Genomic DNA, 25010 nt, shown 5'->3' on the forward strand with positions numbered 1-25010 from the left:
TTCCACTTTTACACCATAAAATTTGTAAAATAAAAAAAATAGGTTTATTTTTGCAATTGATTTTGAATTGAAATTGTTAAGTATGAAAAAAGCGATACAATCCCTATTCCTTTTGTTAATGATAGTGTGGTTAGGTAGTTGTTCTAGCAGTAAGCAGGTTCCTTATTTTCAAAATATAGATCAAGTAAGTCTTGAATCTTCCAAGGGACTTTACGATGCGAAGATTATGCCGAAGGATATGTTGACTATAACGGTCATAACAACCGATCCTCAAGCTGCTGCTCCTTTCAATCTGTCAGTTCAAAATACCATCGGTGCTTTGGGGCAGTTAAGTTCTGGATTAGGAGCCCTTCAGGGGTATTTGGTTGATAACGAAGGTAATATTAATTTCCCGGTGATAGGAAAGATACATGTTGTAGGATTGACAAAAACACAGTGCCAGGATTTAATTCGTGGAAAAGTTTCTCCCTATTTGGCAGATTCAGAAAAGCCTGTGGTAACAGTAACGATGGCTAGCTATCGTGTTACAATAACTGGTGAAGTAAATAAGCCGGGTGTTGTACCCGTATCAACGGAGAAGATGAGTATAATAGAAGCTTTGGCTCAAGCTGGTGATTTGACGATTTATGGAAAGCGTGATAATGTAATGCTTATTCGAGAAAATGCCAATGGGCAGAAAGAGGCACATCGATTGAATTTGAATGATGCGGAATTAATAAATTCGCCATATTACTATTTACAACAAAATGATATTATTTATGTAGAACCCAATAGCGTTAAAGCTAAGAATTCGGCGATAGGTAGTTCTACAACAATATGGATTTCTTTTGTTGGAATCGTTACGAGTGTCGCCTCACTGTTGGTAAATATATTAAGAAATTAAATGGAATAAATAAATGAAGAATGACTAATTGCTTGGCAATATCATTCTTCTTTTTTTATAATTAGAGTTTGAGATATTTGTATTTCATACTTACAAAATAAGTAATTACTAAGATGGAATCTTTGAAGCATGAGTGTGGAGTCGCAATGATACGACTTTTAAAGCCTCTTGAATATTATCAAAAGAAATATGGCACATGGATGTGGGCTTTAAATAAGCTCTATCTTATGATGGAAAAGCAGCACAATCGTGGTCAAGAAGGCGCTGGAATGGCGTGTGTAAAGCTCGATACGGAACCCGGCAACGAATATATGTTTCGAGAGAGAGCGGAAGGAACGAATGCTATAACGGAAATATTTGGTAAGGTTCATTCTGTGTACAATTCAGTTCCATCGGAACAGTTGAGTGATGTCGAGTATGCCAAGCAGCATTTGCCGTTTGCCGGCGAAATGTATATGGGCCATCTGAGATATTCTACAACTGGAAAAAGTGGACTTTCTTATGTTCATCCCTTTCTTCGTAGAAATAATTGGAGGGCTAAAAACTTGTGTTTGTGTGGCAACTTCAACATGACGAATATAGATGAAGTCTTTGAGCGATTAACAACGCAAGGACAATGTCCGAGAATTTATAGCGATAGCTATATTATGTTGGAATTGATGGGCCATCGTTTGGATAGGGAAGTGGAACGCAATTTTGTTGAGGCTCAACAGCTGGGGTATGAAGACCGACAGATAACTCGTTATATAGAAGACCATGTGAATACTGTCAACGTATTGCAAACTTCTATGAATAGTTTTGACGGAGGTTATGTGGTTTGTGGTCTGACTGGTTCCGGTGAGTTGTTTGCCATGCGTGATCCTTGGGGAATTCGCCCTGCATATTATTATAAGAATGAAGAAATCGTTGTAGTTGCAAGTGAGCGTCCCGTATTGCAGACGACATTTGACTTGGAGTGTGAGGATATTGTTGAGTTGCTCCCCGGTTCTGCACTTAGGGTTACTCGACAAGGTAATTGTTTGGTGGATCAAATCTTAGCACCTAAAGCCAGCCAAGCTTGTTCTTTTGAGCGTATTTATTTCTCTCGAGGAAGCGATAGGGATATTTATCGAGAGCGGAAGAAATTAGGTGAACTTTTGACAAAACCTATATTGAAAGCCGTTAATCATGACATCGCACATACGGTCTTTTCTTTTATTCCTAATACGGCGGAGGTTGCGTTCTATGGAATGTTGCAAGGACTGAACCATTGGTTGGATGAACAAAAGATAGCTCGTATAGAAGAGCTGGATCATAAGCCTACACGTGAAGAATTAGAGCGAATTATTCATGATTATGTTAGGAGCGAGAAAGTAGCGATTAAAGATATTAAGTTGCGTACATTTATTACGGAAGGCAATTCTCGTAATGATTTAGCGTCACATGTATATGATGTCACTTATGACAGCTTAGAGGCGGGGAGTGACAATCTTGTCATCATAGACGATAGCATTGTAAGGGGGACTACTCTGAAGAAAAGTATCTTGCGAATACTGAATCGCTTACATCCTAAGAAAATAGTAATAGTTTCCAGTGCCCCACAGATTAGATACCCTGACTATTACGGTATAGATATGCCTCGGTTAGAGGAGTTTTGTGCTTTCCGTGCAACTATTGAACTTCTTAAAGAAAGGAATATGCTTGGTCATGTGAAAGCTGTTTATGAGGCATGTAAATTAGAACTGCAAAAACCTAAGGATGAGCGCCATAATCTTGTGCGTAAGATATATGAACCATTTGAGGTTGAAGAAATTAATCATAAGATTATAGATATTCTTCGTCCGGTAGATATGTCAACTCCCGTAGAAATTGTTTACCAATCTATCGATGGACTTCATAAGGCAATTCCACATCATCTTGGTGATTGGTATTTTACGGGACATTACCCAACTCCCGGAGGAACAACCCTTTGTTTGCAGGCTTTTATTAATTTTATAGACAACTCAACGATTATATAATGAAAAATGTAACTTTACTCTTAGAAGACGGAACTCAATTCCGAGGTAAATCATTTGGATATGAAGAACCGGTTGCGGGCGAGGTCGTATTTAATACGGCTATGATGGGCTATCCTGAAAGTTTGACCGATCCTTCTTATGCAGGTCAGTTAATGGCACTTACTTATCCATTAGTGGGCAATTATGGTGTTCCCCCATTTACAGTGGAAGTGAATGGTATTCCCACATATATGGAGAGTGATAGAATTTATGCTTCTGCCATTATTGTTTCGGATTATAGTGAGCAATTCTCTCACTGGAATGCGTCAGAGAGCCTATCTTCATGGTTAAAGCGTGAAAAAGTGCCGGGTATAACCGGTATTGACACACGTCAGTTGACTAAAGTTCTGCGTGAGCATGGAGTAATGGGAGGAAAAATATTATTTGACGACCAGCCTGATAATATCCCAACAGCAGCCTATGAAGGAGTGAATTTAGTTGATAAGGTATCGTGCAAGGAAGTCATTAAGTATAATGAAGGCGCAGGTTCCAAGGTTATTTTAGTAGATTGTGGTGTCAAAGCAAATATTATTCGAGAGCTGATTCAACGCAACGTTGAAGTGATCAGAGTACCTTGGAATTATGATTATACTTCGATGGAGTTTGATGGATTGTTTTTAGCCAATGGCCCGGGCGATCCCGATATGTGTCAAGAAGCTGTTGATATTATCCGCAAGCAAATGAGCCAAAGCCGCAAGCCGATTTGTGGTATATGTATGGGTAATCAATTATTGGCTAAAGCCGGGGGGGCGAAGATCTATAAGTTGAAGTATGGTCATCGTTCTCATAACCAGCCGGTGCGCCTTGTTGGTACGGAACAGTGTTTTATCACAAGCCAGAATCATGGTTATGCGGTTGACGCTTCTACTCTTGGCGCAGATTGGGAAGAGTTGTTTGTCAATATGAATGATGGCTCAAATGAAGGTATTCGTCATAAAACAAATCCTTGGTTCTCCAGCCAATTCCATCCTGAAGCATGTTCGGGGCCTGTAGATACAGAGTTTATGTTTGATAAATTTGTATCTGCTCTTCAGCGTTAATCATATTCATATATCTTCTTATCCAATTTATTTATTATGAAAGATAATAGCATAAAGAAAGTCTTAATTCTTGGTTCCGGAGCTTTAAAAATAGGTGAGGCAGGTGAATTCGATTATTCCGGTTCGCAGGCTTTGAAGGCTTTGCGTGAAGAAGGAGTAGAGACTGTCCTTATCAATCCCAATATTGCAACGGTGCAAACCTCGGAAGGAGTTGCCGATCATATCTATTTCTTACCGGTTCAGCCCTATTTTGTTGAGCGTGTTATTCAAAAGGAACAACCTGATGGAATCTTGTTGAGTTTCGGAGGACAGACAGCGCTTAATTGTGGAGTAGAACTCTATCGTTCAGGTATTCTTGAGAAGTATGGAGTAAAGGTCTTAGGTACGCCCGTCCAAGCGATTATTGATACCGAAGATAGAGAGTTGTTTGTAGAGAAGCTTGATGAAATAAATGTAAAGACAATTAAAAGTCAGGCTTGTGAAACGATAGAAGAAACTCGTGCTGCCGCTGCAACTCTTGGCTATCCTGTCATTATTCGTGCAGCTTACGCACTTGGAGGCTTGGGTAGTGGTTTCGCTGATAATGAGGACGAGTTGAATAAATTGGCAGAAAAAGCCTTTTCTTTCTCTCCTCAAGTGCTCGTGGAAAAGAGCTTAAAAGGCTGGAAAGAAATAGAGTATGAAGTAGTACGTGACCGCTACGATAACTGTATTACGGTTTGTAATATGGAAAATTTCGACCCACTTGGTATCCATACGGGTGAGTCAATAGTTATAGCGCCATCTCAAACGTTGACAAATAGTGAGTATCATAAGCTCCGTGCCTTGGCAATTAAGATTATTCGCCATATCGGAATCGTAGGAGAATGTAATGTACAATATGCGTTTGACCCTGTAAGTGAGGATTATAGAGTAATAGAAGTAAATGCCCGATTGAGTCGCTCCTCTGCGTTGGCTTCAAAAGCTACGGGCTATCCCTTGGCTTTTGTCGCTGCTAAATTGGGTATGGGTTATGGACTTTTTGAATTGAAGAACTCTGTTACAAAGACTACAAGCGCTTTCTTTGAGCCGGCTTTGGACTATGTTGTCTGCAAGATTCCTCGTTGGGACTTGTCAAAATTCCATGGAGTAGACAAGGAATTGGGGTCAAGCATGAAGTCGGTAGGCGAGGTTATGGCTATAGGTCGTAATTTTGAAGAAGCCATTCAGAAGGGACTTCGTATGATAGGGCAGGGCATGCACGGTTTTGTAGAGAACAAAGAACTTGAAATAAAAGACATAGACGCAGCCTTACGTGAACCTACTGATAAGCGTATCTTTGTGATTTCAAAGGCTATGCACCGTGGTTATACCGTAGACCAGATTCATGATCTAACTAAGATAGATAGGTGGTTCCTTTATAAGTTGAAGCATATCATAGATATTGATGAGCATTTGAAAAAATGTAATGTCAATACCTTGGATAAAGAATCATTGCGTGAGGCGAAAGTTTATGGATTTACTGACTTCCAAATCGCAAGAGCCGTTAATTTGGAAGAGGAATTGCATAATATGCACAAGGCCATGTTGGTAATTCGACAGTTGCGTAAAGGATTTGGAATCTTGCCGGTTGTAAAGCAAATTGATACTTTGGCAGCGGAATATCCGGCTCAAACCAATTACCTTTATGTTACTTATGCAGGAACAGCTCATGATATTTCTTTTAACAGCCCGGGAGCTTCAGGAGCCATAACTCCGACAGTTCCCTCCGTGATAGTCTTGGGCTCTGGTGCTTATCGTATTGGTTCTTCTGTAGAATTCGACTGGTGTGGTGTGCAGGCTTTGAATACAATTCGCAAGCAAGGCTTCCGCTCTGTCATGATTAATTATAATCCTGAGACTGTATCTACTGACTATGATATGTGTGATAGGCTCTACTTCGATGAGCTAACCTTTGAGCGTGTCATGGATATTATTGAATTGGAAAATCCTTATGGCGTTATCGTTTCTACCGGTGGACAAATACCTAATAATTTAGCAGTTAAACTTGACGAGCAGAATGTTCCTATTTTGGGTACTAAAGCTAAGGACATAGATAATGCGGAAGACCGTGCTAAATTCTCCGCTATGCTAACTGAGAATGGTATTAACCAACCGGAGTGGAGCGCTTTGACCAGCATGGATGATATTCAGCAGTTCATTCAGCGAGTAGGCTTCCCGGTTCTTGTGCGTCCTTCCTATGTTCTTTCAGGAGCAGCTATGAATATTTGCTCTAACGAAGAGGAACTTGAGAAATTCTTGCTCTTAGCCGCAAATGTCAGTGAAGACCATCCCGTTGTAGTCTCTAAGTTCATTGAGAATGCCAAGGAAATAGAAATGGATGCGGTGGCTCATGATGGAGAAATCATGGCCTACGCTATCAGTGAGCACATAGAGTTTGCCGGTGTTCACTCCGGTGACGCAACAATCCAGTTCCCTCCGCAGAAACTGTATGTTGAGACGATGCGACGTATTAAACGTGTAAGCCGTCAGATAGCCAAGGCACTTCATATCAATGGCCCATTTAATATACAGTTCATGGCCCGAGATAATGAGATTCTTGTGATAGAATGTAATCTGCGTGCCTCACGTTCGTTCCCATTTGTAAGTAAGGTGCTGAAACTTAACTTAATCGAATTGGCAACGAAGATAATGTTAGGCATACCGGTAGAAAAGCCAAGTAAGAACTTGTTCGACTTGGATTATGTAGGTATAAAGGCCAGTCAGTTCTCTTTCAACCGTTTACAGAAGGCCGATCCCGTTTTAGGAGTGGATATGAGCTCTACGGGTGAAGTAGGTTGTTTGGGTGATGACACGAATGATGCGATGTTAAAGAGTATGCTCAGCGTTGGTCATCGTATTCCTAAGCATACCGTTTTGCTGTCAACGGGTGGAGCAAAGCAAAAGGCAGAAATGCTCGACGCGGCTCGACGCCTTGTTCAAAGTGGTTATGAGCTTTATGCGACAGGTGGAACAAGTAAGTATTTAAAGGAAAATGGTATCGACAACACACTTGTTTATTGGCCGTCAGACGAAGGAAAAGAACCTCAGGCATTGACCCTTTTGCATGATAAGAAAATCGATATGGTGGTCAATATTCCGAAAAACCTCACGGAACATGAGCTGACTAATGGCTATAAGATACGTCGTGCGGCTATTGATTTGAATGTGCCATTGATAACGAACAGTCGTTTGGCAAGCACATTTATCTATGCTTTCTGCACTACAAAGCTTGATGAGATAGAAATAAAGGCTTGGGAAGAATATTAAATTGTATGTGAGCAGAGATTAAGTTCTCTGCTTACATGCTTATATAAAATGAGCGCAATACAAGGACGAATCTTTGTATTGCGCTTATTCTTTTATATATTTTCTTTGCAGAGTCCTTCCGCTACAGCGTTTGCAATATTTATTTTAATGGGTTGCTTTCCACCAAGCCGTATTTTCTTTTGATGTAAAAACAGTACTATTCTTGGTAGGATCACTTATCGTTATTCCACAGAACGTGTTGACCTTAAATGTATTATGAGGCCAAAAAGAATCTCCCGGTCGGAAATCATTCCTATATGTTGTATATATATATGGGGTTGTCAGTTTGTAGGGAACAAGTTCTGTCAAGGCTGTTTTGAAGTTTGCCAACAATGGATCTAAGACATTAAGTTTGTCTACATAACTGGATAAATCGTAGAAAACATTGACATTATATCCATCTAAGAACTGTATTTCTGACATTTTTTGTGCGTCTAAAGTATATGTTTGGTTGATGGCTTTCATGACTTGGGCCATGTTCTCTATAGACTTTCCGCAACGTATTGCCGATAGAGCCCCATAAGGCGTGTCAGACTTTACATAATGGTTGTAGAAACCTTGAACCCATTTTTCGTAATTAGGCTCACCTAGCATATATTTAAAAATATCATCATAGGGCATACCGTCACCCATAACTTCGCTTGTAGAGGCTATCAGATAGTTGGTTACATCTTTTAATTCATAAGCCGTCTCAACATTGGCCATGTAGCAATCATCGAAGCATATATACTCCATCTTGCGCATGGAAGATTGAGAGATAGCCTTTGTCAAATCGCTTACATCATATTGCATGGCTTTACCAATACCACCAAAAGCTCGTGCCCTCGGCATTGTTTCGTCACTGCCTTTAGGAGTCCATCCACTTCCATGACAGCCAATCAGCATGGAGTAATTGTTGGTAGAGCTGTGTGAGGCAACAAGATTGAGCAACGATTGTAAATTTTCTTCTGAGACACTATGATAACCTGCGTTGGTACTTAGTGTATCGAGTTCACAACGTTGCTGTGTGCGGTTATATTTCATTCTGAATAGAACGCTTTTTGTCTGTGAGCTGGCTTTATAGACAATGATGTCGGTTTGCTTGGCTCCTCTTTCCATGTTGATGGCGTTCTTCATTGAAATGATATTTTTATCAAAAAAGGCTGTCAATGAATTGCCGGTGGAGTTGATGGAGCCAGTCCATGGCATATAGACAAAAAGCGTTCTGTTTACATTCTCATATTCATCTTCGGGCATCTTTTCACCACGACAACTTGTAAAAGATAAGGTTGTAATGATCGATAAACATGCGATTAATATTTTTTTCATATATAACAAAGTGGGGTGAAATGTGTAAAAAAATAGCAGCCAAACTGGCCACAATGATGTATTGTGCCAATTAGGCTGCTATTCTTTGTGCGTCTTATTATTTCTTTTTCAGTTCTTCTATTGTCTGTTTGAGCGCAGCAATCTTCTCTTCAGAGTCACTTTGCTTCTTGCGTTCGAGGGCAACAACAGCTTCCGGGGCATGAGCCACAAACTTTTCATTGGCCAATTTCTTTTTGATTCCCATCAAGAATCCTTCCAAATGGGCCAATTCTTTCTCGGCTTTTTCCAACTCTGCTTTCACGTCAATCAGGTCGCCTACCGGCACAGCAAATTCATCCGTACCTACCATGAAGCCACTGGCGTCAGTAGCTTTCTCCGGACTTACGCTGATAGCTTTGAGGTTTGCCATCTTAGTAATAACGTGATTGAACTTCTCAAAGTTGTTGGAAGCAATGGCTTGCAGCTCCAATTGCTCTTTGGGAGCAATGTTCTTTTGGTTGCGAACTGCACGGACACCGGCTACAATCTGCTTGACAGACTCAAATTGCTGTGTCAGTTGCAATTCTTCAGCGGTGGGAGCTGCTATTGTTAATGTTGCTTTCATTATGCTTTCACCGTCTTTACGGTCATAAATGTGTTGCCACAATTCCTCTGTAATAAACGGCATGAAAGGATGAAGCATTTTCAGCAACTCGTCGAAGAAACGCAATGTAGCTTCGTATGTGGATTGGTCAATAGGTTGGGCCTCACCATTAACATAAGCAGGTTTAACCATTTCCAAATACCAACTTGAGAATTCATCCCAAAATAGCTTGTAGACGGTCATCAGTGCTTCTGAAATGCGGTATTCCTTAAACTGCTTTTGCATTTCCTCATTGACTTCCTTCAGTTTTGCTTCAAACCATGCAACAGCGGTCTTGCAGGCTTCCGGTTGTTCTGTTTGAGCCGTAGTCCAGCCTTGTACCAGTCGGAAGGCATTCCATATCTTATTGTTAAAGTTACGACCTTGCTCACATAGGGTTTCATCAAAGAGGATGTCATTACCCGCAGGGGCTGCCAACATCATACCCATTCTGACTCCATCGGCACCGTATTTTTCAATCAAGGCGATGGGGTCGGGGGAGTTGCCAAGTGACTTGCTCATCTTACGACCCAACTTGTCACGCACGATACCCGTGAAGTAAACATGTTTGAAAGGCATGGCCTGCTTGTATTCGTAGCCGGCCATAATCATGCGTGCTACCCAAAAGAAGATAATATCCGGACCGGTTACCAAGTCGGCGGTGGGATAGTAGTAATTGATTTCCTCGTTATCGGGATTATTAATACCGTCAAAAAGTGAGATGGGCCACAACCATGAAGAGAACCAAGTGTCGAGAGCGTCCTCATCTTGCGCGAGGTCATCAAGTGTCAGTTTTTCATTTTTCAGAAGTGCTTGTTTGAAGGCCTCTTCCTTGGTTTCGGCCACAACCACTTCCTTTTTGCCATCCTCGGTCATGAAGTAATAAGCAGGAATACGATGACCCCACCAAAGCTGACGGCTGATACACCAATCTTTGATATTTTCCAGCCAATGGCGATAAGTGTTTTTGTATTTCTTGGGGTAAAACTCTATGTCATCACTCATGACCGGGTCGAGAGCGATGTCAGCAAAATGCTGCATATTTAAGAACCACTGCGTAGAGAGCTTGGGTTCGATAGGCACGTTGGTACGTTCAGAGAAGCCTACTTTGTTATCGTAGTCCTCTATTTTTTCCATCAAGGTTGCTGTTTGCAAGTCTTTGGCAATCTGTTTTCTTACCTCCATGCGGTCTTGTCCCACATAGAGTCCGGCTGCTTCTGATATAGTTCCATTATCGTTGAATATATCTATCGTTTCCAATCCATGCTTTAATCCGAGTGCATGGTCGTTAATATCGTGAGCCGGCGTCACTTTTAAGCAACCCGTACCAAACTGAATGTCGACATAGCTGTCTTCTATTACGGGGATGACACGGTTTACCAATGGTACGATAACATGCAGTCCCTTCAGCCATGTGTTTTTTTCATCTTCCGGATTGATACACATCGCGGAGTCACCCATGATGGTCTCAGGACGTGTTGTAGCCACAACGGCGTAGTAACCTTTGTCATCTTGGTGTATCACGTTGCCCTCTGCTTTACGGACAACCTTGGCTTGGTCTTCCTTGGCTACGTAATATTTGAGATGATATAGTTTGGAATGTTCGTCCTTGTAAATCACTTCCTCGTCAGAAAGAGCCGTCTGGGCTTGTGGATCCCAGTTTACCATCCTCACGCCACGGTAAATATAACCTTTATTATAGAGATCTACAAAGACTTTAATAACGCTTTTTGAGCGTATTTCGTCCATTGTGAATCCGGTACGGTCCCAATCGCATGAGCAGCCTAACCGACGGAGTTGTTTTAAAATAATACCACCATGCTCACGTGTCCAGTCCCATGCGTGCTCCAAAAATTGGTCACGGGTAAGGTCTGTCTTCTTAATTCCTTCTTGAGCAAGTCTGTTTACGACTTTAGCTTCTGTCGCGATAGAGGCATGGTCGGTGCCCGGAACCCAGCAAGCGTTCTTTCCTTCCATTCTTGCGCGGCGCACAAGAATGTCTTGTATGGTATTATTGAGCATGTGCCCCATGTGGAGCACGCCTGTGACATTGGGAGGGGGAATAACCACTGTGTAGGGTTCTCTTCCATCAGGTTTGCTACTGAAAAGTTTATTGTTGAGCCAATATTCATACCATTTTGATTCCACCGATTGCGGATCATACTTACTTGCTAATTCCATTTTTATTGCTCGATTTTATTTATTCTTCTTTAAAAACACTGCAAATGTACGAACTTTTAACGTAAAATGGTTATCTTTGCATCAATAATTACTGCTATTAGCCGTGTTTTAATAGCTTGTGTAATTAGAATTTAGTTTAAATAAATAGTATTGCTGTGCATACAAAAGAAGAAAAGCTCGAGGCCTTTGGCAGGTTGCTTGATGTTCAAGACCGTTTAAGGCAGGAGTGTCCATGGGATAGGAAGCAAACTACGGAATCTTTGCGTCCTAACACAATCGAAGAAGTTTACGAATTATGCGACGCATTGCTCAATCATGATACCCAAGATACGATGAAAGAATTGGGTGATGTTTTGGAGCATATCGTCTTTTATGCGCTCATGGGTAGCGAGTCGGCTGACTTTGATATAGCTGATGTTTGTAATCAGCAAGCCGACAAACTGATGTTTCGTCATCCTTTCATCAATTGGAACGAGGCAGGAAATTGGACTGTAAGCAATCCTGATATGAAAATAAATGGTAGGGGACAAGTGGTTTACCGCTCGGAAGAAGTTATTTCAGAGGATCATCCTGAGACGGCTTCCGAAGTGGAAATGACTTGGGAGCAGGTCAAGCAAAAGGAAAAAGGTGGCAATAAAACCGTTTTAAGTGGTGTGCCGAATTCGTTGCCTTCCATGATAAAGGCTTATCGCATTCAGGATAAGGCTCGCAATGTGGGATTTGATTGGAAGCGTCCTGAGGATGTATGGGCCAAGGTGCGAGAGGAATTGGGTGAGTTGGAGATGGAACTCAAGAAGCAGGATTCCGGCAAAGCCACGCAGGAATTAGGTGATTTTTTGTTCAGTGTAATTAATGCCGCACGTCTTTATAAGCTGAATCCTGACAATGCTTTAGAGTTGACCAATCAGAAATTTATTCGTCGTTTTGAGTTTATAGAAGAGACTTTAAAGGAGAAGCATAAGTCGTTTAATGACACTTCTTTAGAAGAAATGGATAAACTTTGGAATGAAGCAAAGCAAAATGAAAAATAAAGATATGAAACATAGCATGAAAATAGTAGGATGGGGAGGAGCTTTTCTCCTAATCGCAGTAATGAGCGCCTGCGGACCTAAGAAAGCGCCTGCGTCCGGATTGATGGCCGATTCTTTATCTGTTGAGGCTGCGCAGGACACAACTGTCTATGGCATTTGCGGTGAAAACACGGCCATGCACACCTTGGAACTGATAAAGGATGATGGGGATACCGTCAGCTATTTTATAGATGAGGCTGATGGTCAGGACCTAATCGTGAAAGGAGGCTTGTTTACGGGAGATCGTATGGCGGTTGTCGGTCATCAGGCTGATGGCGAAATGGTAGCCGACCAAGTGCTTAACTTGACGGCCTTATTGGGACGTTGGACCAGCTTGGATAAGAATTTTGAAATTCAGGAAGGCGGAACCGTGGTTTCAAGTGTCAAGGCTGAGTCAAATCCATGGACCGCTTGGAAGATACTGAACGGCCGGTTACTCTTGAATAAAGACACATTCAGGGTAGATAATTTGGGAGCAGACTCCTTGCTTTTGGAGAATGCCAGCGGCATATTCACCTTTAAGCGTCAGCAATAGTTTGGAACCGTTTCGTGTACACATATTAGGTTGTGGCAGTGCGCTGCCCACGCTTCGTCATAATGCTTCGTCTCAAATAGTTGAGGTTAGGGGAAAGATGTTTATGATAGATTGTGGTGAAGGCACGCAGGTGCAGTTGCGCCGTACACATATCAGCTTTATGAAGATTCGTACGGTCTTCATTTCGCATCTGCATGGTGACCATTGCTTCGGTTTGATAGGTATGATTTCAACGTTTGGTATGCTTGGGCGGACTGCCGATTTGCATATTTATGCTCCCAAGGAACTGGAGCCGATGTTGGAGATGCAGCTTCAGTTGTTTTGTACCGGACTTGATTTCAAAGTTGTTTTCCATGCGATAGACACGACACGACAAGCCGTTATTTATGAAGATCATAGCCTTACGGTAGAAACAGTGCCGTTGGAGCACCGCATAGCTTGTTGCGGTTTTCTGTTCAGAGAGAAAGATACTGCCCGCCATATCTTGCGAGATATGTTGGACTGTTACGAAATACCGGTTTCGCAAATCAATAATATTAAATTGGGTGCTGATTGGGTGACCGAAGATGGTGAGGTTGTTCCTAACAATCGGTTGACTACCGCCGGCACTCCGGGGCGCAGTTATGCCTATTGCAGCGATACACGTTACATTCCAAAACTCTACGAAAGATTGAAGGATGTAGATGTGTTGTATCATGAAAGTACCTATACCGAGGATTGTGCTGACCGTGCTAAACTTTATTATCACAGCACGGCACGTCAGGCGGCGCTTGTGGCTAAGGCTGCGAATGCCGGCAAATTAATACTTGGGCATTATAGCGCACGTTATGAGCGTGAAGATAGAATCTTGCAAGAGGCCCGGACCGAGTTCGCCAATACGGAATTATCCAATGAGGGAATGGTCATAAATATTCTGCCACGGAGTTGAATGATAAATTTATAGTAGGCTTATCGAGTTGGATATTTGTAATGATTATTCTGAAAATAAGTTTACTTTCGGATTGCCCCATTTAGAAAACGATAGATGGCTTTTGGGCTTTTAGTATTTTAAACGCTTGATTAGAATATTCTGACAGCAGTGCTTTGAGATTGTAAAAGCACTGCTGTCAGCGTGTAAAAGGGTAACTTTTGCGGGGTGGAAAGCCAGCTTTTGAGAATCAAAAGCATGTATGTAGGAAAAAGAAAATTGTGATAGCTTTGTGTATAAATATAAAGTGGTATCAATAGAGGGGTGTTTTTATAGCTATCCTTTATTGACATCTTATCAATTCTTTTGTGAGAAGTATCTTTAGCTTACGGTAAAAACTGTTTTGCAGAGTATTCAATCTTCCCTTATAAAGGACTCTACGGATTGTTAGTCAAAGTAATCGTACTGTTCTTTAAAATAATTTTCTATCTCGGAGATTAGAGACAAATTATTCGTAAGCATTTTACGGTTGATTAGCAAATAAGCACTTTTATCTTTATTTTCTTTGTGAAAGAAAAGCTTGTCGCTAAAATATGTAGCAATGAGAGTAGAATAAACTTTATATCTCTTCGTCTCGCTATGTCCTTCGTTTATTTTGTTTGAACCGATAAAGCCAAATGAAGCATTAGGACATTTCTCATAAAGACTCATCATAACGTTTATACAAGTATTTATGATTTTCCTTGGTTCATAAGTGTTTGTAAGCATTTGGTATTTATGTGGTGAGTTTGCCCACTTCTTAGGGTAAAACTTTACCGCAAAAACATTGTACTTGTATTGTTCTACAAGTACAATATACCATAAATTCGACTTTGTCGATTTAAACTTATATAAAAGGTTTCGTTCATGTCCATTCTTATTTATATTCTCACTCATGATATGGAAGAATGGATATGAATTGGGTAAACTGTTCACAACAAGTAATTATATACGGATATTCTTCTCTTTTGAAGTTCATCCTTAGAAACGTCTGACAGCACAAAAGAACTTTTATTCTCCTGTGCGTCATTTTGTAGTTTTAACCTAAGGTTTCCCATAATGATTTCATTGCTCTTAATGCCGCAAAAATACGCAAAAGAGCACTTATATCCAAATAAAACTAAGTAAATTATGTAAAATGCCTATTTTTACAGAGCATAGAAATGATTTAGACATGAGAATTTGTTGGCAGAATGGTCTTTGCAACTTGTTAAATTAATCTAAGAATAATCTAAGTTAATATCGCTTGTATTAACATTTTCATTCATTATTCTTAACTTTGTGTAATTAAATAATCATTTTATAGTACGGTTCGAGCATTTTGAAATCTGTTAGTTATTTGTTTTTTTTCAGCCTAAGTCTATTGTTATTGGCTTGTGATGGAAAAATAAAAAATCCGAATACCCACCTCACTCTTGAGGCTTACAGCCAATTCAAGGAGTCTTCCTATACGCTGGAGAGCAGAAGTATACGAAAGAGTCTGATGGCTATGGTTGAGGCAGATAAAGATTCCATGACCGCCGATTATCGTGCGAGAAGTTATTATTTGCGTGACGGAGCTTTTCTGTGGTTTGATCGTAGCGGCTTTGACCATAGGGCTCAATTCGTGTTAGACTATATTAATAAGGTAGATGAATTAGGCTTTAGCAAGCGACAGTTTCGCTGTGCGCAGATTAAAGCGGACTTAGAGCGTTTCCGCTCGTTGGATTTTGACGATGTTAATACCATTAACAAAGTCGCTGCCCGATTGGAATATAACCTGACTAAGGCTTTCTTCAGGTATGCGATAGGGCAGCGCTTTGGCTTCGTTAATCCCAAATACCTGCTTAATAGGTTAGATGTTTTAGAGAGTGATTCGGTCAATACTACGTATAGAGGTTTGTTTGATATTCCCGTGGAGCGCTTTGGTAAGCGTGCTTATCAAATGATGATTGACAAGATACGCCATGATAGCGTGGACCATTACCTTGCGGAAATACAACCGAGGGGACCTCTTTATATGCAGCTGAAAGAAGAGTTGTCACGGTTTTCGGCTGGCTCACCGGCGTATAATCGTGTTCTTTGCAATATGGAACGTTGTCGCTGGCGACAGCCGGATTATCCGTCACTGCATCATAAATATGTATTAGTGAACTTGCCTTCGTTTCATCTGCAGGCTGTGGATGGTGAGAAAGTGTTGTCAATGCGTATCGGTTGTGGCTCGTTTGAAACCAAAACACCTCTGCTGATTAGCAGAATAAAGCGTATGGACGTGAATCCCCAATGGGTGTTGCCACGTTCTATTATAAAAAATGATGTATTGAAACATGTCGGTAATGCGGCTTATTTTCGTTCAAGAAATTTCTTTGTGCGTGAACGTAAGACCGGTAAGGTCATAGCTCCGGAACACATTACGAGCGAAATGCTGACCGGTAAGGACTATGTGTTGGCACAAAAGGGAGGAGAGGGCAATTCTTTAGGTCGAATTATCTTCAGATTTAACAATAATTTCTCCGTCTTTTTGCATGATACGAGCTCACGGGGCGTCTTTAGTCAGCAAGACCGTGATGTCTCTCATGGCTGCATTCGGGTAGAGAAGCCTTTTGATTTGGCTGTCTTTATGATGGAAGAAAAAGATGAGGCATTGATAGATAAGCTGTCTTATTCGATGGCTGCCCGTGAGATTGAGCGTAATCCTGCTTTGCCGGAGGAGGTGCAAGATACGCTTCAAACGGATAAATTGGTACGTAGTATTAATGTTAGTCCTGAAATACCGCTGTTCATTACCTATTTTACACTATATCCGAATGAGGGTGGTGTATTGCGTGAGTATCCTGATATTTATGGTTATGACCAAGTTATTGGTCGACATTTACGAAACTACCGTTGAAAATAGACGAATCACAAATACTGAAACTTCTGAGCGAGAGCAGTAGCCGACGGCAAGGATTCTCGTTGTTAGTAGGCCAATATAGCGAACCGTTGTATTGGAAGATTCGTCATATTGTGCTTGATCACGATGACGCCAATGACATCTTGCAAAATACTTTCCTGAAAGCATGGAATAATTTGGAGCGTTTTGAAAACCGTTCAAGCCTGCTCACGTGGCTGTATCGCATAGCTTATAACGAATCACTTGATTTCTTACGGAGGAAAAAGAAGTTCAGAACGGTGGAGGAAGGTGAGGGACAATCGATTGCGGAACGACTATTAGCTGATACTTATTTTGATGGTGACGAGACGCAGGCTCAATTACAAGAGGCTGTGGCGGGATTGCCTGAAGTGCAGCGGGCTGTATTTACCATGCGTTATTTTGAGCAAATGAAATATGCTGAGATAAGTAGGATATTGGGAACGAGCGAAGGCGCCCTAAAAGCCAGCTATCATTTGGCTGTGAAGAAAATTGTGGATTATTTTCATGGCTTGGATTAAACCTTAGCCATTGTTGCTCGTCTTACAGATAAAGTTAATATTTATGGAACGTGAAGAAAATCAAATATTAAAGCATTTTGGTCGCAAAAACTGTTTTGAGGTGCCCGAAGGTTATTTTGATACACTGACAGAAAATATAATGTCAAAGCTCCCCGAACAAGCGGAAGAATCGCGGCAACCTGCTACGACAAAGCGTTCAATGAGGTGGCATGTCCGTTGGGCTCGTGTGGCAGCATTTGTTGGCGTTCTTACGGTTTCATCATGGATGGCTCTGTATTATTTTAATACCTCAGGAAATAATCGTACTGCCACTTCGGAGACCGGCAATGCCGCTTATTCGGCAATAGATGAAATGGTTGACTATACGATGATGGATAATGAAGATATTTATGCTTCACTGATTGAAAATAATTAAAGCTATGCGTCTTTTAAAAATATTTTACCTCGCATTATTTCTCTTCTGCATGCCTTTTTATGTAATGGCAGAGAATCCTGAAAGCGGAAGACCCAAGTTTGACCCGGTGAAGTTTCAGGCTGATTTGGAAGAATTTATCACATCAGATGCAGGCTTGACTCCTGCTGAAGCGGCGAAATTCTTTCCGGTTTATCGTGCCATGATGAAAGAACAGCGGACATACTTTGAACGAATGCGGCATTATCGTCATACTGATACATCGGATGATAAGGCCAGTCGCGAAGCTATTATCCAAAGCGACCTGATAGATATTCATTTGAAAAAGATACAACAAAGTTATCATCAGAAATTTTTGAAGATATTGGCGCCGGGAAAGGTGCTCCGTATTTTGAAGGCAGAAGCACGCTTTCATCGCAGGGCATTTAAGAGATCCTTTAATAAAAAGTAGTTTTTAAAGAAGTAGATAGATTGTCAATGTCTCGTTACGCGATAACATTTTCTTTTGATGGTACGTTATATCATGGCTGGCAGATTCAGCCGAATGGAGTCTCTGTGCAGGAGAAATTGCAAGACTCGTTAACCACATTGCTTCGACAAGATATATCGGTGGTTGGCGCCGGTAGGACAGATGCGGGAGTTCATGCCCGTAAGATGGTTGCTCATTTTGATGTAGAGCAAGCCGTGGACTGTGAACAATTGATGTATCGGTTGAATAGAATCCTGCCCAAAGATATATCGGTCTTTCAGGTTGAACAAGTGTCTGATGAGTTTCATGCACGTTTTTCTGCGGTAAGGCGAACTTATCATTATTATGTACACACAAGAAAAGATCCATTTCGGAGGCACTATTCTTATGAATTATATACACGTCTTGATTTTGAATTAATGAATCAGGCGGCGTCTCTTTTGCTTGATGTGACCGATTTTGGAGCATTTTGTAAAAGTAACAGTGACGCGAAGACAACGATTTGTCATGTCGTTTGTGCCCATTGGGTGAAAGAAACAGCTGATAATTGGTATTTCGAGATTGCAGCCGACCGTTTTCTTCGGAACATGGTGAGAGCCATTGTGGGCACTTTGCTGGAAGTGGGGCGCCATCGTATGTCGTTAGAAGATTTTGGCAAGGTTGTGGCTTCCAAGCGGCGAACCGAAGCGGGGGAGAGTGTGCCGGGGCATGCTTTGTTCTTGGAGAATGTAGAATATTAAAGTTTATGTGGCTCATTTACGCTTTCATGTCAGCAGCGTTGCTGGGATGTTATGATGCTTGTAAGAAAGTTTCGTTAAAAGACAATGCTGTTATTCCGGTATTGTTTTTAAACACATTGATTTGTTCCTTAATTTTTGTACCATTTATAGTGCTCTCCGGTAATACAGCAGTGCTGGATGGTAGTATTTTTTACGTGGAGTCAGCCGGTTGGGAGACTCACAAATATATTGTTATAAAGAGCTTAATAGTCCTTTCAAGTTGGATTTTTGGCTATTTTGCCATGAAACATCTGCCATTAACGATAGTGGGACCGGTTAATGCTACGCGCCCGGTATTGGTATTGATAGGAGCAATGCTCGTATATGGAGAACGCCTGAATGGCTGGCAGATGGTTGGTGTGTTGCTGGCTATTGTGTCTTTGGCTTTGTTAGGTAAGAGCGGTAAAAAGGAGGGCGTGGACTTCCAACATAATAAATGGATATACTTCTTATTGCTTGCCGCTATTCTTGGTGCGGTCAGCGGACTGTATGATAAGTATTTGATGGCGCCTCTTGAGAGTGGTGGATTGGCTTTGAATCGGATGGTAGTTCAAAGTTGGTACAATATTTATCAGATGATTCTCATGGGAAGTGTAATGCTCTTGCTTTGGTTTCCTAAAAGAAAACAATCAACACCCTTTCGTTGGGACTGGTCGATACTATTGATTTCTGTATTTTTAAGCATGGCTGATTTCGTGTATTATTACTCGCTTAGTTTGCCGGGATCAATGATTTCTATCGTATCAATGGTGAGACGGGGAAGTGTCTTGGTCAGTTTTGTTTTTGGAGCATTCTATTTTCATGAGAAAAATCTCAAAGCAAAATTGTTTGATTTGCTGTTAGTTTTATTAGGGATGGTGTGCCTTTATATCGGTTCACATTGATTTCCGGTATTGGATAAAATGAAATAATTGAACATAATCCTTTTGCGATTAAACATATTTCTTGTAACTTTGCGAATAGAATTGTAAGAAGATTAATATGGCGCAAAATATCTTTAAGGGACTTGGGGTAGCACTGATAACTCCTTTTGACACGGAAGGAAATGTAGATTATAAGGCTTTAACCAGATTAATTGAATATCAAATAACCAATGGTGCGAACTTTTTGTGCATATTGGCAACGACCGGTGAAACCCCTTGCCTTACCAAAGATGAAAAAGATAAGATTACAGAAACGGTAAAACAAGTGAATGGCGGTAGGGTCAGGATCCTGAAATATTGTGGAGGTAATAATACTGCGGCTGTTGTTAATGAAATCAACAATACTGATTGGAGTGGTATTGATGGTATTTTAAGTATTTGTCCATATTATAACAAGCCTTCTCAAGAGGGACTTTACCAACATTTCAAAGCTATATCGGAAGCAAGTCCATTACCAATTGTCCTTTATAATGTGCCGGGAAGAACCGGAATCAACATGAAACCGGCAACCACCGTTAGGTTGGCACGAGATTTTGACAATATCGTTGCGATAAAGGAAGCGAGTGGAAGTTTGGAACAAGTTGATGAAATCATTAAGAATAAACCGGATTCATTTGACGTGATAAGTGGCGATGATGCGCTGACATTCTCAATGGTGGCTAGTGGAGCTGCCGGTGTTATCTCGGTGATAGGAAATGCTTTGCCCAAGGAATTTTCACGTATGATACGTTTAGAGTTTAAGGGAGAGTATAACCCGGCTCGGAAGATTCATCACATGTTTACTGAATTATATAGCCTTTTATTTGTCGATGGCAATCCGGCGGGTGTAAAGGCGTTGCTAAATGATATGGGATTCATAGAAAACGTTCTACGCTTGCCACTGGTTCCAACTACCATTAAGACGAAGCAGAAGATGGCGGAAATTATAAAGGATCTACGCATTTAGTTTTTTATAGTGTACTTTCTTGGTGTTATCGTTTATGTCCGAAGAGCGAAAAGTCATACATGAAATTACTCCTCTTATGCACAAGGATGTATTATACATCGCTGATAGACATAAGAAAGAGTTTACTTATCCTATTCATAGCCATGAGGTTTATGAGCTGAATTTCGTTGAACATGCTTCCGGTGTGAAGCGTATTGTAGGAGATTCTTCAGAAACGATTGGTGACTATGACTTGGTATTGATTACAAGTGCGGATTTGGAACATGTGTGGGAACAAGCAGATTGTCATAGCGAGGATATTCGGGAGATAACGGTGCAGTTTGATTTCAACATGACTGAAGATAACTTTTTTGGTCGCAATCCTTTTAAAGGCATGCGTAAGATGATGACAGAGGCTAAAAAAGGATTATGTTTTTCGATGGAGGATGTGCTGCGAGTCTATACTCAACTCGATACGTTGAGTAGTATTAAGGATGGATTTTATGCTGTCAGCCAATTCATGTCAATTCTTTATGAACTTTCAAAGAGTACAACGGCTCGAACATTAGCGACAAGTAGCTTTGCGAAAATTGTGATAGAGGATGATAGCCGCAGGGTTCTGAAAGTGAAAAATTATATAAATGAGAACTTCATGCACGAAATTCGATTGCCCATATTAGCTGATATGGCAGGTATGAGTCCCAGCGCTTTTAGTCGTTTCTTCAGGCTGCATACCGGACGAAGTCTATCCGATTATATTATAGATATTCGATTAGGATATGCCTCAAGAATGTTGGTTGACACCATGAAATCAGTATCTGAAATCTGCTTTGATTGTGGTTTTAATAATCTTAGCAATTTCAATAGGATATTTAAAAAGAAGAAAGCATGCTCACCAACAGAGTTTCGTGAGAATTATCACAAGACTCGTATTATTGTGTAGATGATAAGGTATCAAATCGTACTCGTACATTTGTAGAGTACATATTTATTGATCATCTTCCGGTAGATATGAAATGGAAGTATTAATTTCTCCTGCTATTGATGTATTCATTAACTCTTGAATCTTTTGAATGTTATCGTATCTTGCATAAAGATACATGAGTTTAGTCGTAGCAGCTTCTACCGTACTATCATATCCTGAGATAACACCCGCATCTTTTAGTTGGTAACCAGTGTTATAGCGTCCCATTTCCACACGTCCTGATATACATTGACTGATATTGACAACGCATACGCCGCGCTCCGTCGCTTTCTTTAGTAAGTTAATTAGCCACGGGTATTGAGGTGCGTTGCCACTACCATAGCTGCGAAGGATAATACCCCGTAATTCCGGTGCATCAATTAAATGTCGTACTACGCTCTCCTGAATACCCGGGAATAGTGAAAATACAATGATATTAGGATTTAACTCCTTATGAGGAATCATTGGTTTGGTGAAGTCAGGCTTAAGTATATGGTGTGCATGGAATGTAAAATTAACGCCGGCTTCGCATAAGTGAGGGTAATTAAAAGTATCGAAGGCGTTAAACTCGTCGGCATTTTGCTTGGTAGCTCTGTTTCCTCTAAGCACTTTTCCACTAAAATAGATACAAACTTCCGGTATCATGGCGTGCCCAGAGTCGTCGGTAAGTGAGGCAAGTTCTATGCTGGTAACCAAGTTTTCTTTGCCATCGGTTCTAAGTTGGCCGATGGGTAGCTGGCTTCCCGTTAAGATAACAGGCTTTGTTAAGTTTTCAAGCATGAATGAAAGGGCTGATGCGGTATAGGCCATTGTATCTGTACCATGAAGAATGACAAAGCCCATGTACGTATCATAGTTCTCTGTAATAATATCTACAAGTCGTGCCCAAGTAGATGGATCAATATCACTGGAATCTATAGGATTTGTAAATTGGTAAACATCAAAGCCCGCCTTAATGTATTTCATTTCAGGGACATTGTCTTTCAAATGGTTGAAGTCAAGTGGTTCTAATGCTCCCGTAAGAGGGTTTCGTCCCATACCAATAGTGCCACCCGTATAAATTAACAATACCTTATTTTCACTCTGTGCCATTCTTAATTTAGATTTGAAAGATTGATTACAACTGCAAATTTAGTTTAATTTCTATATAGTACCAAATTATATGCCTATTTACTTAGTATCATAGCCATTAAGTACTGCCATGAGAAAGATAGAAGTATAATGTATTTCAATATGATTATAATTTAAATAAATTAATACTACGGCTACTCAAAAGGGATGATTTTAGGCTAATATTTGATTTATTTAGCTTTTATTTTGGTTTGTATGAGTTTATTTGCTATTTTTGCACTATAATTAAAAGCGAAGAAGAGTTTGTTGAAGAAATCAGTATTCATATTGTTAAGTGTACTTTTATTTTGCACGAGCTGTGATTTTAACTTAAAGTCATTAGGGGATCAAGAACGCTGTGTCATAAAAATAGAGCGCTATGATCGCTTAGAGAGCCGTTATCTTACTACCGGTGACTTCTCTGCTTTGCAGCAAATGAATACTGAATATCCGATAGAGACTCGTGCACTTATAGAAAACGTATTAAAGATAGGGGCTGTTTATGAGCCTGATATTAATAATAAGTTTCTTAGTTTTTACCAAGATACAACTTTGCAAACCTTAATTTCTGATGCGGAAGCTCAATTTGCAAATTTGGATGACATAAAGAGATCATTTAATGTGGCATTTTCTCGTTTGAAAGTGTTACTGCCTCAACTCCCTCTTCCTGAAATTTATACGCAAATAGGGGCCTTAAATCAGAGTGTCTTAATTGGCGATAAATTAATTGGAATCTCACTTGATAAGTACTTAGGAACAGACTATCCTCTGTATAAAAAGTATTATTCACTGCAGCAACGTGAAACAATGCGCCGTGAATATATAGTTCCCGATTGTCTAAGTTTCTATCTGTTGAGCTTGTATCCATTGGATAATTTGGCTGCTCGTTCACAGAAAGAACACGATCTTCACATGGGGAAAATGATGTGGGTTACTAATAAAGTAATGCACAAAAAGTTTTTTTCAGCACCTTACGTTGACTCTATTGATAAGTATATGCGCTCCCATCCATCGGTTACGATTGAGAAACTATTAAGCAGTAAAGACTTTTCTGTATTTAAATAGATAATTTCCACTATTTAAATAGTTGTTATTGGATTATATTTGCAGCCTTGACTAATCTCATTTTTCTTTAGGTAATTAGCGAGCAAATTCGTAAATTCATAATTCTTTAGCCCCCACTGCGGAGCTATGAGCAAGTCTTTGGGAGCTTCACTTACAAATCGGTCAATAACGATTGTTGGCCGAAGTCGGCTGAGGTACTCAGCAATGAGTTCAATATATTCCTCAACCGAAAAGATGTGGAAGGGTGTTGTGGCGTATTCTTTTGCCAATGCGGTACCCTTAATAATCTGCATTTGATGTGCCTTTAGTATGTCAATAGGGAGTGCGGACATAATATCAGCTTGTTGAAGAATCATGTCTTTGTTCTCTCTGGGTAGCCCAAGAATCATGTGAGCACCTGTTAGGAGGCCCTTTTCGTGGGTCATGCGAATGGCCTCTGCGCTGCTTTCAAAAGAATGTCCTCTGTTTATATGTTCCAGCGTTGCGTCATGGATTGTTTCGACTCCGTATTCAATGAGTACGAATTTGGTTCGATTCACTTCTGCCAAATAGTTTAGTAAATCTTCATTGACACAATCCGGTCGGGTCCCAATGACAAGACCTATAATATCATCTTGCATTAAGGCTTCTTCGTAGAGGGCTTTCAGGTAATCAAGTGGTGCATACGTATTTGTAAAAGCCTGAAAATAAGCTAAGAACTTCATGTTCGTATATTTTCGTTTGAAAAAGCTTTTACCTTTTTCTATTTGTTCGGCTATACTGTTAGCTCTATTTGTATAGGCAGGACTAAATGTCTTGTTATCACAAAAAGTACATCCTCCAAAGCTTATTCTCCCGTCACGGTTGGGGCAGGAAAACCCTGCGTCAATAGAAATTTTTTGTATTTTGAATGGAAATTGTTGGCTAATCCAGTGGCCAAAGTCGTTATAAACCATTTGTAGAATCCTAATTAATTGGGCTTTATTTTGCAAATATACTATTTTTCCCCTATCTTTGCTACTGTA

General features: G+C 40.5%; 21 protein-coding genes. 16 read left to right on the forward strand and 5 right to left on the reverse strand.

Annotation, left to right across the window (positions count from 1 at the left end; translation table 11 throughout):
- Positions 1-82: 82 nt before the first annotated feature.
- The 4 genes from VIR50_RS06055 to carB all read left to right on the forward strand — a co-directional run bounded on the left by VIR50_RS06055 (position 83) and on the right by carB (position 7247).
- Positions 83-883 (forward strand): polysaccharide biosynthesis/export family protein, encoded by an 801-nt coding sequence (locus tag VIR50_RS06055; protein WP_331934241.1) that lies wholly within the window; start codon positions 83-85, stop codon positions 881-883.
- Between the two features lie 113 nt (positions 884-996).
- Positions 997-2880: an amidophosphoribosyltransferase gene (locus tag VIR50_RS06060; RefSeq protein WP_331934242.1), complete on the forward strand. Its 1884-nt coding sequence runs from the start codon at positions 997-999 to the stop codon at positions 2878-2880.
- The gene (gene carA, locus VIR50_RS06065) at positions 2880-3959 is read left to right on the forward strand and encodes a glutamine-hydrolyzing carbamoyl-phosphate synthase small subunit (protein ID WP_331934243.1); all 1080 of its coding nucleotides are present in this window, start codon (positions 2880-2882) and stop codon (positions 3957-3959) included. The genes VIR50_RS06060 and carA overlap by 1 nt, the downstream gene beginning before the upstream one ends.
- Positions 3960-3995: 36 nt before the next feature.
- Positions 3996-7247, forward strand: a complete 3252-nt coding sequence (gene carB / locus VIR50_RS06070) for a carbamoyl-phosphate synthase (glutamine-hydrolyzing) large subunit (RefSeq protein ID WP_331934244.1) — start codon at positions 3996-3998, stop codon at positions 7245-7247.
- 144 nt (positions 7248-7391) lie between these two features.
- On the opposite strand, the gene VIR50_RS06075 is transcribed toward carB, so the two are convergent.
- Both VIR50_RS06075 and VIR50_RS06080 read right to left on the reverse strand, forming a co-directional pair.
- Positions 7392-8522 carry a clostripain-related cysteine peptidase gene (locus VIR50_RS06075; RefSeq protein WP_331934245.1) on the reverse strand — a complete coding sequence of 377 codons (1131 nt, stop codon included), beginning with the start codon at positions 8520-8522 and terminating at the stop codon, positions 7392-7394.
- Between the two features lie 169 nt (positions 8523-8691).
- Positions 8692-11397, reverse strand: coding sequence for a valine--tRNA ligase (locus tag VIR50_RS06080; RefSeq protein WP_331934246.1), 2706 nt, complete (start codon positions 11395-11397; stop codon positions 8692-8694).
- Between the two features lie 155 nt (positions 11398-11552).
- Between VIR50_RS06080 and mazG the strand changes: the two genes are divergently transcribed.
- Genes mazG through VIR50_RS06095 form a run of 3 tightly spaced genes read left to right on the forward strand, consistent with a single transcriptional unit; the run spans position 11553 to position 13930 of the window.
- A complete protein-coding gene (gene mazG / locus VIR50_RS06085) occupies positions 11553-12428 on the forward strand; it encodes a nucleoside triphosphate pyrophosphohydrolase (protein ID WP_331934247.1) in 876 nt (291 codons plus the stop codon).
- Positions 12418-13002, forward strand: a complete 585-nt coding sequence (locus VIR50_RS06090; protein ID WP_331934248.1) for a hypothetical protein — start codon at positions 12418-12420, stop codon at positions 13000-13002. Before mazG ends, VIR50_RS06090 begins: the two co-directional genes overlap by 11 nt.
- A gap of 1 nt (position 13003) precedes the next feature.
- Positions 13004-13930, forward strand: a complete 927-nt coding sequence (locus tag VIR50_RS06095; protein ID WP_331934525.1) for a ribonuclease Z — start codon at positions 13004-13006, stop codon at positions 13928-13930.
- Positions 13931-14356: 426 nt separating this feature from the next.
- Here VIR50_RS06095 and VIR50_RS06100 read toward each other — a convergent pair whose 3' ends face one another.
- A complete protein-coding gene (locus tag VIR50_RS06100) occupies positions 14357-14623 on the reverse strand; it encodes a hypothetical protein (protein ID WP_331934249.1) in 267 nt (88 codons plus the stop codon).
- Positions 14624-15437: 814 nt separating this feature from the next.
- On the opposite strand from VIR50_RS06100, the gene VIR50_RS06105 reads away from it, so the two are divergent.
- From VIR50_RS06105 to VIR50_RS06140, 8 genes are all read left to right on the forward strand, one after another.
- The gene (locus VIR50_RS06105; RefSeq protein WP_331934250.1) at positions 15438-16817 is read left to right on the forward strand and encodes a L,D-transpeptidase family protein; all 1380 of its coding nucleotides are present in this window, start codon (positions 15438-15440) and stop codon (positions 16815-16817) included.
- Positions 16814-17359: an RNA polymerase sigma factor gene (locus tag VIR50_RS06110; RefSeq protein WP_331934251.1), complete on the forward strand. Its 546-nt coding sequence runs from the start codon at positions 16814-16816 to the stop codon at positions 17357-17359. Before VIR50_RS06105 ends, VIR50_RS06110 begins: the two co-directional genes overlap by 4 nt.
- A gap of 43 nt (positions 17360-17402) precedes the next feature.
- On the forward strand, positions 17403-17774 hold the full coding sequence (locus VIR50_RS06115; protein ID WP_331934252.1) for a hypothetical protein: 372 nt from the start codon (positions 17403-17405) through the stop codon (positions 17772-17774).
- A gap of 4 nt (positions 17775-17778) precedes the next feature.
- The gene (locus tag VIR50_RS06120; RefSeq protein ID WP_331934253.1) at positions 17779-18222 is read left to right on the forward strand and encodes a hypothetical protein; all 444 of its coding nucleotides are present in this window, start codon (positions 17779-17781) and stop codon (positions 18220-18222) included.
- Between the two features lie 26 nt (positions 18223-18248).
- Entirely contained in the window at positions 18249-18980 is a 732-nt protein-coding gene (truA, locus tag VIR50_RS06125) for a tRNA pseudouridine(38-40) synthase TruA (RefSeq protein ID WP_331934254.1), read from the forward strand.
- Positions 18981-18985: 5 nt separating this feature from the next.
- A complete protein-coding gene (locus tag VIR50_RS06130) occupies positions 18986-19903 on the forward strand; it encodes a DMT family transporter (RefSeq protein ID WP_331934255.1) in 918 nt (305 codons plus the stop codon).
- Positions 19904-20000: 97 nt separating this feature from the next.
- Positions 20001-20888, forward strand: a complete 888-nt coding sequence (gene dapA, locus VIR50_RS06135; protein WP_331934256.1) for a 4-hydroxy-tetrahydrodipicolinate synthase — start codon at positions 20001-20003, stop codon at positions 20886-20888.
- Between the two features lie 34 nt (positions 20889-20922).
- The gene (locus VIR50_RS06140; RefSeq protein WP_331934257.1) at positions 20923-21810 is read left to right on the forward strand and encodes an AraC family transcriptional regulator; all 888 of its coding nucleotides are present in this window, start codon (positions 20923-20925) and stop codon (positions 21808-21810) included.
- A 45-nt stretch (positions 21811-21855) separates the two neighbouring features.
- On the opposite strand, the gene VIR50_RS06145 is transcribed toward VIR50_RS06140, so the two are convergent.
- Entirely contained in the window at positions 21856-22923 is a 1068-nt protein-coding gene (locus VIR50_RS06145) for an asparaginase (RefSeq protein WP_331934258.1), read from the reverse strand.
- 282 nt (positions 22924-23205) lie between these two features.
- Here VIR50_RS06145 and VIR50_RS06150 point away from each other — a divergent pair, with 282 nt between their 5' ends.
- Complete coding sequence (locus VIR50_RS06150; protein WP_331934259.1) at positions 23206-24006, forward strand: gliding motility protein GldB-related protein; 801 nt, start codon at positions 23206-23208, stop codon at positions 24004-24006.
- Between the two features lie 14 nt (positions 24007-24020).
- On the opposite strand, the gene VIR50_RS06155 is transcribed toward VIR50_RS06150, so the two are convergent.
- Positions 24021-24941, reverse strand: coding sequence for a TIGR01212 family radical SAM protein (locus tag VIR50_RS06155; RefSeq protein ID WP_331934526.1), 921 nt, complete (start codon positions 24939-24941; stop codon positions 24021-24023).
- Positions 24942-25010: the final 69 nt, after the last annotated feature.

This window comes from Prevotella sp. (assembly GCF_036570325.1).
Classification (GTDB): Bacteria; Bacteroidota; Bacteroidia; order Bacteroidales; family Bacteroidaceae; genus Prevotella.

What these genes read in the sequence shown, in the direction of transcription:
- VIR50_RS06120 (WP_331934253.1), top strand. Translation starts at nt 17,779, where the DNA reads ATGCGTCTTTTAAAAATATTTTACCTCGCATTATTTCTCTTCTGCATG.
- VIR50_RS06105 (WP_331934250.1), top strand. Translation starts at nt 15,438, where the DNA reads ATGGTTGAGGCAGATAAAGATTCCATGACCGCCGATTATCGTGCGAGA.
- VIR50_RS06155 (WP_331934526.1), bottom strand. Translation starts at nt 24,941, where the DNA reads ATGGTTTATAACGACTTTGGCCACTGGATTAGCCAACAATTTCCATTC.
- VIR50_RS06100 (WP_331934249.1), bottom strand. Translation starts at nt 14,623, where the DNA reads ATGATGAGTCTTTATGAGAAATGTCCTAATGCTTCATTTGGCTTTATC.
- truA (WP_331934254.1), top strand. Translation starts at nt 18,249, where the DNA reads ATGTCTCGTTACGCGATAACATTTTCTTTTGATGGTACGTTATATCAT.
- VIR50_RS06075 (WP_331934245.1), bottom strand. Translation starts at nt 8,522, where the DNA reads ATGCCCGAAGATGAATATGAGAATGTAAACAGAACGCTTTTTGTCTAT.
- VIR50_RS06115 (WP_331934252.1), top strand. Translation starts at nt 17,403, where the DNA reads ATGGAACGTGAAGAAAATCAAATATTAAAGCATTTTGGTCGCAAAAAC.
- dapA (WP_331934256.1), top strand. Translation starts at nt 20,001, where the DNA reads ATGGCGCAAAATATCTTTAAGGGACTTGGGGTAGCACTGATAACTCCT.
- VIR50_RS06090 (WP_331934248.1), top strand. Translation starts at nt 12,418, where the DNA reads ATGAAAAATAAAGATATGAAACATAGCATGAAAATAGTAGGATGGGGA.
- carB (WP_331934244.1), top strand. Translation starts at nt 3,996, where the DNA reads ATGAAAGATAATAGCATAAAGAAAGTCTTAATTCTTGGTTCCGGAGCT.
- VIR50_RS06140 (WP_331934257.1), top strand. Translation starts at nt 20,923, where the DNA reads ATGTCCGAAGAGCGAAAAGTCATACATGAAATTACTCCTCTTATGCAC.
- VIR50_RS06145 (WP_331934258.1), bottom strand. Translation starts at nt 22,923, where the DNA reads ATGGCACAGAGTGAAAATAAGGTATTGTTAATTTATACGGGTGGCACT.
- VIR50_RS06080 (WP_331934246.1), bottom strand. Translation starts at nt 11,397, where the DNA reads ATGGAATTAGCAAGTAAGTATGATCCGCAATCGGTGGAATCAAAATGG.
- VIR50_RS06130 (WP_331934255.1), top strand. Translation starts at nt 18,986, where the DNA reads ATGTGGCTCATTTACGCTTTCATGTCAGCAGCGTTGCTGGGATGTTAT.
- VIR50_RS06060 (WP_331934242.1), top strand. Translation starts at nt 997, where the DNA reads ATGGAATCTTTGAAGCATGAGTGTGGAGTCGCAATGATACGACTTTTA.
- VIR50_RS06055 (WP_331934241.1), top strand. Translation starts at nt 83, where the DNA reads ATGAAAAAAGCGATACAATCCCTATTCCTTTTGTTAATGATAGTGTGG.
- carA (WP_331934243.1), top strand. Translation starts at nt 2,880, where the DNA reads ATGAAAAATGTAACTTTACTCTTAGAAGACGGAACTCAATTCCGAGGT.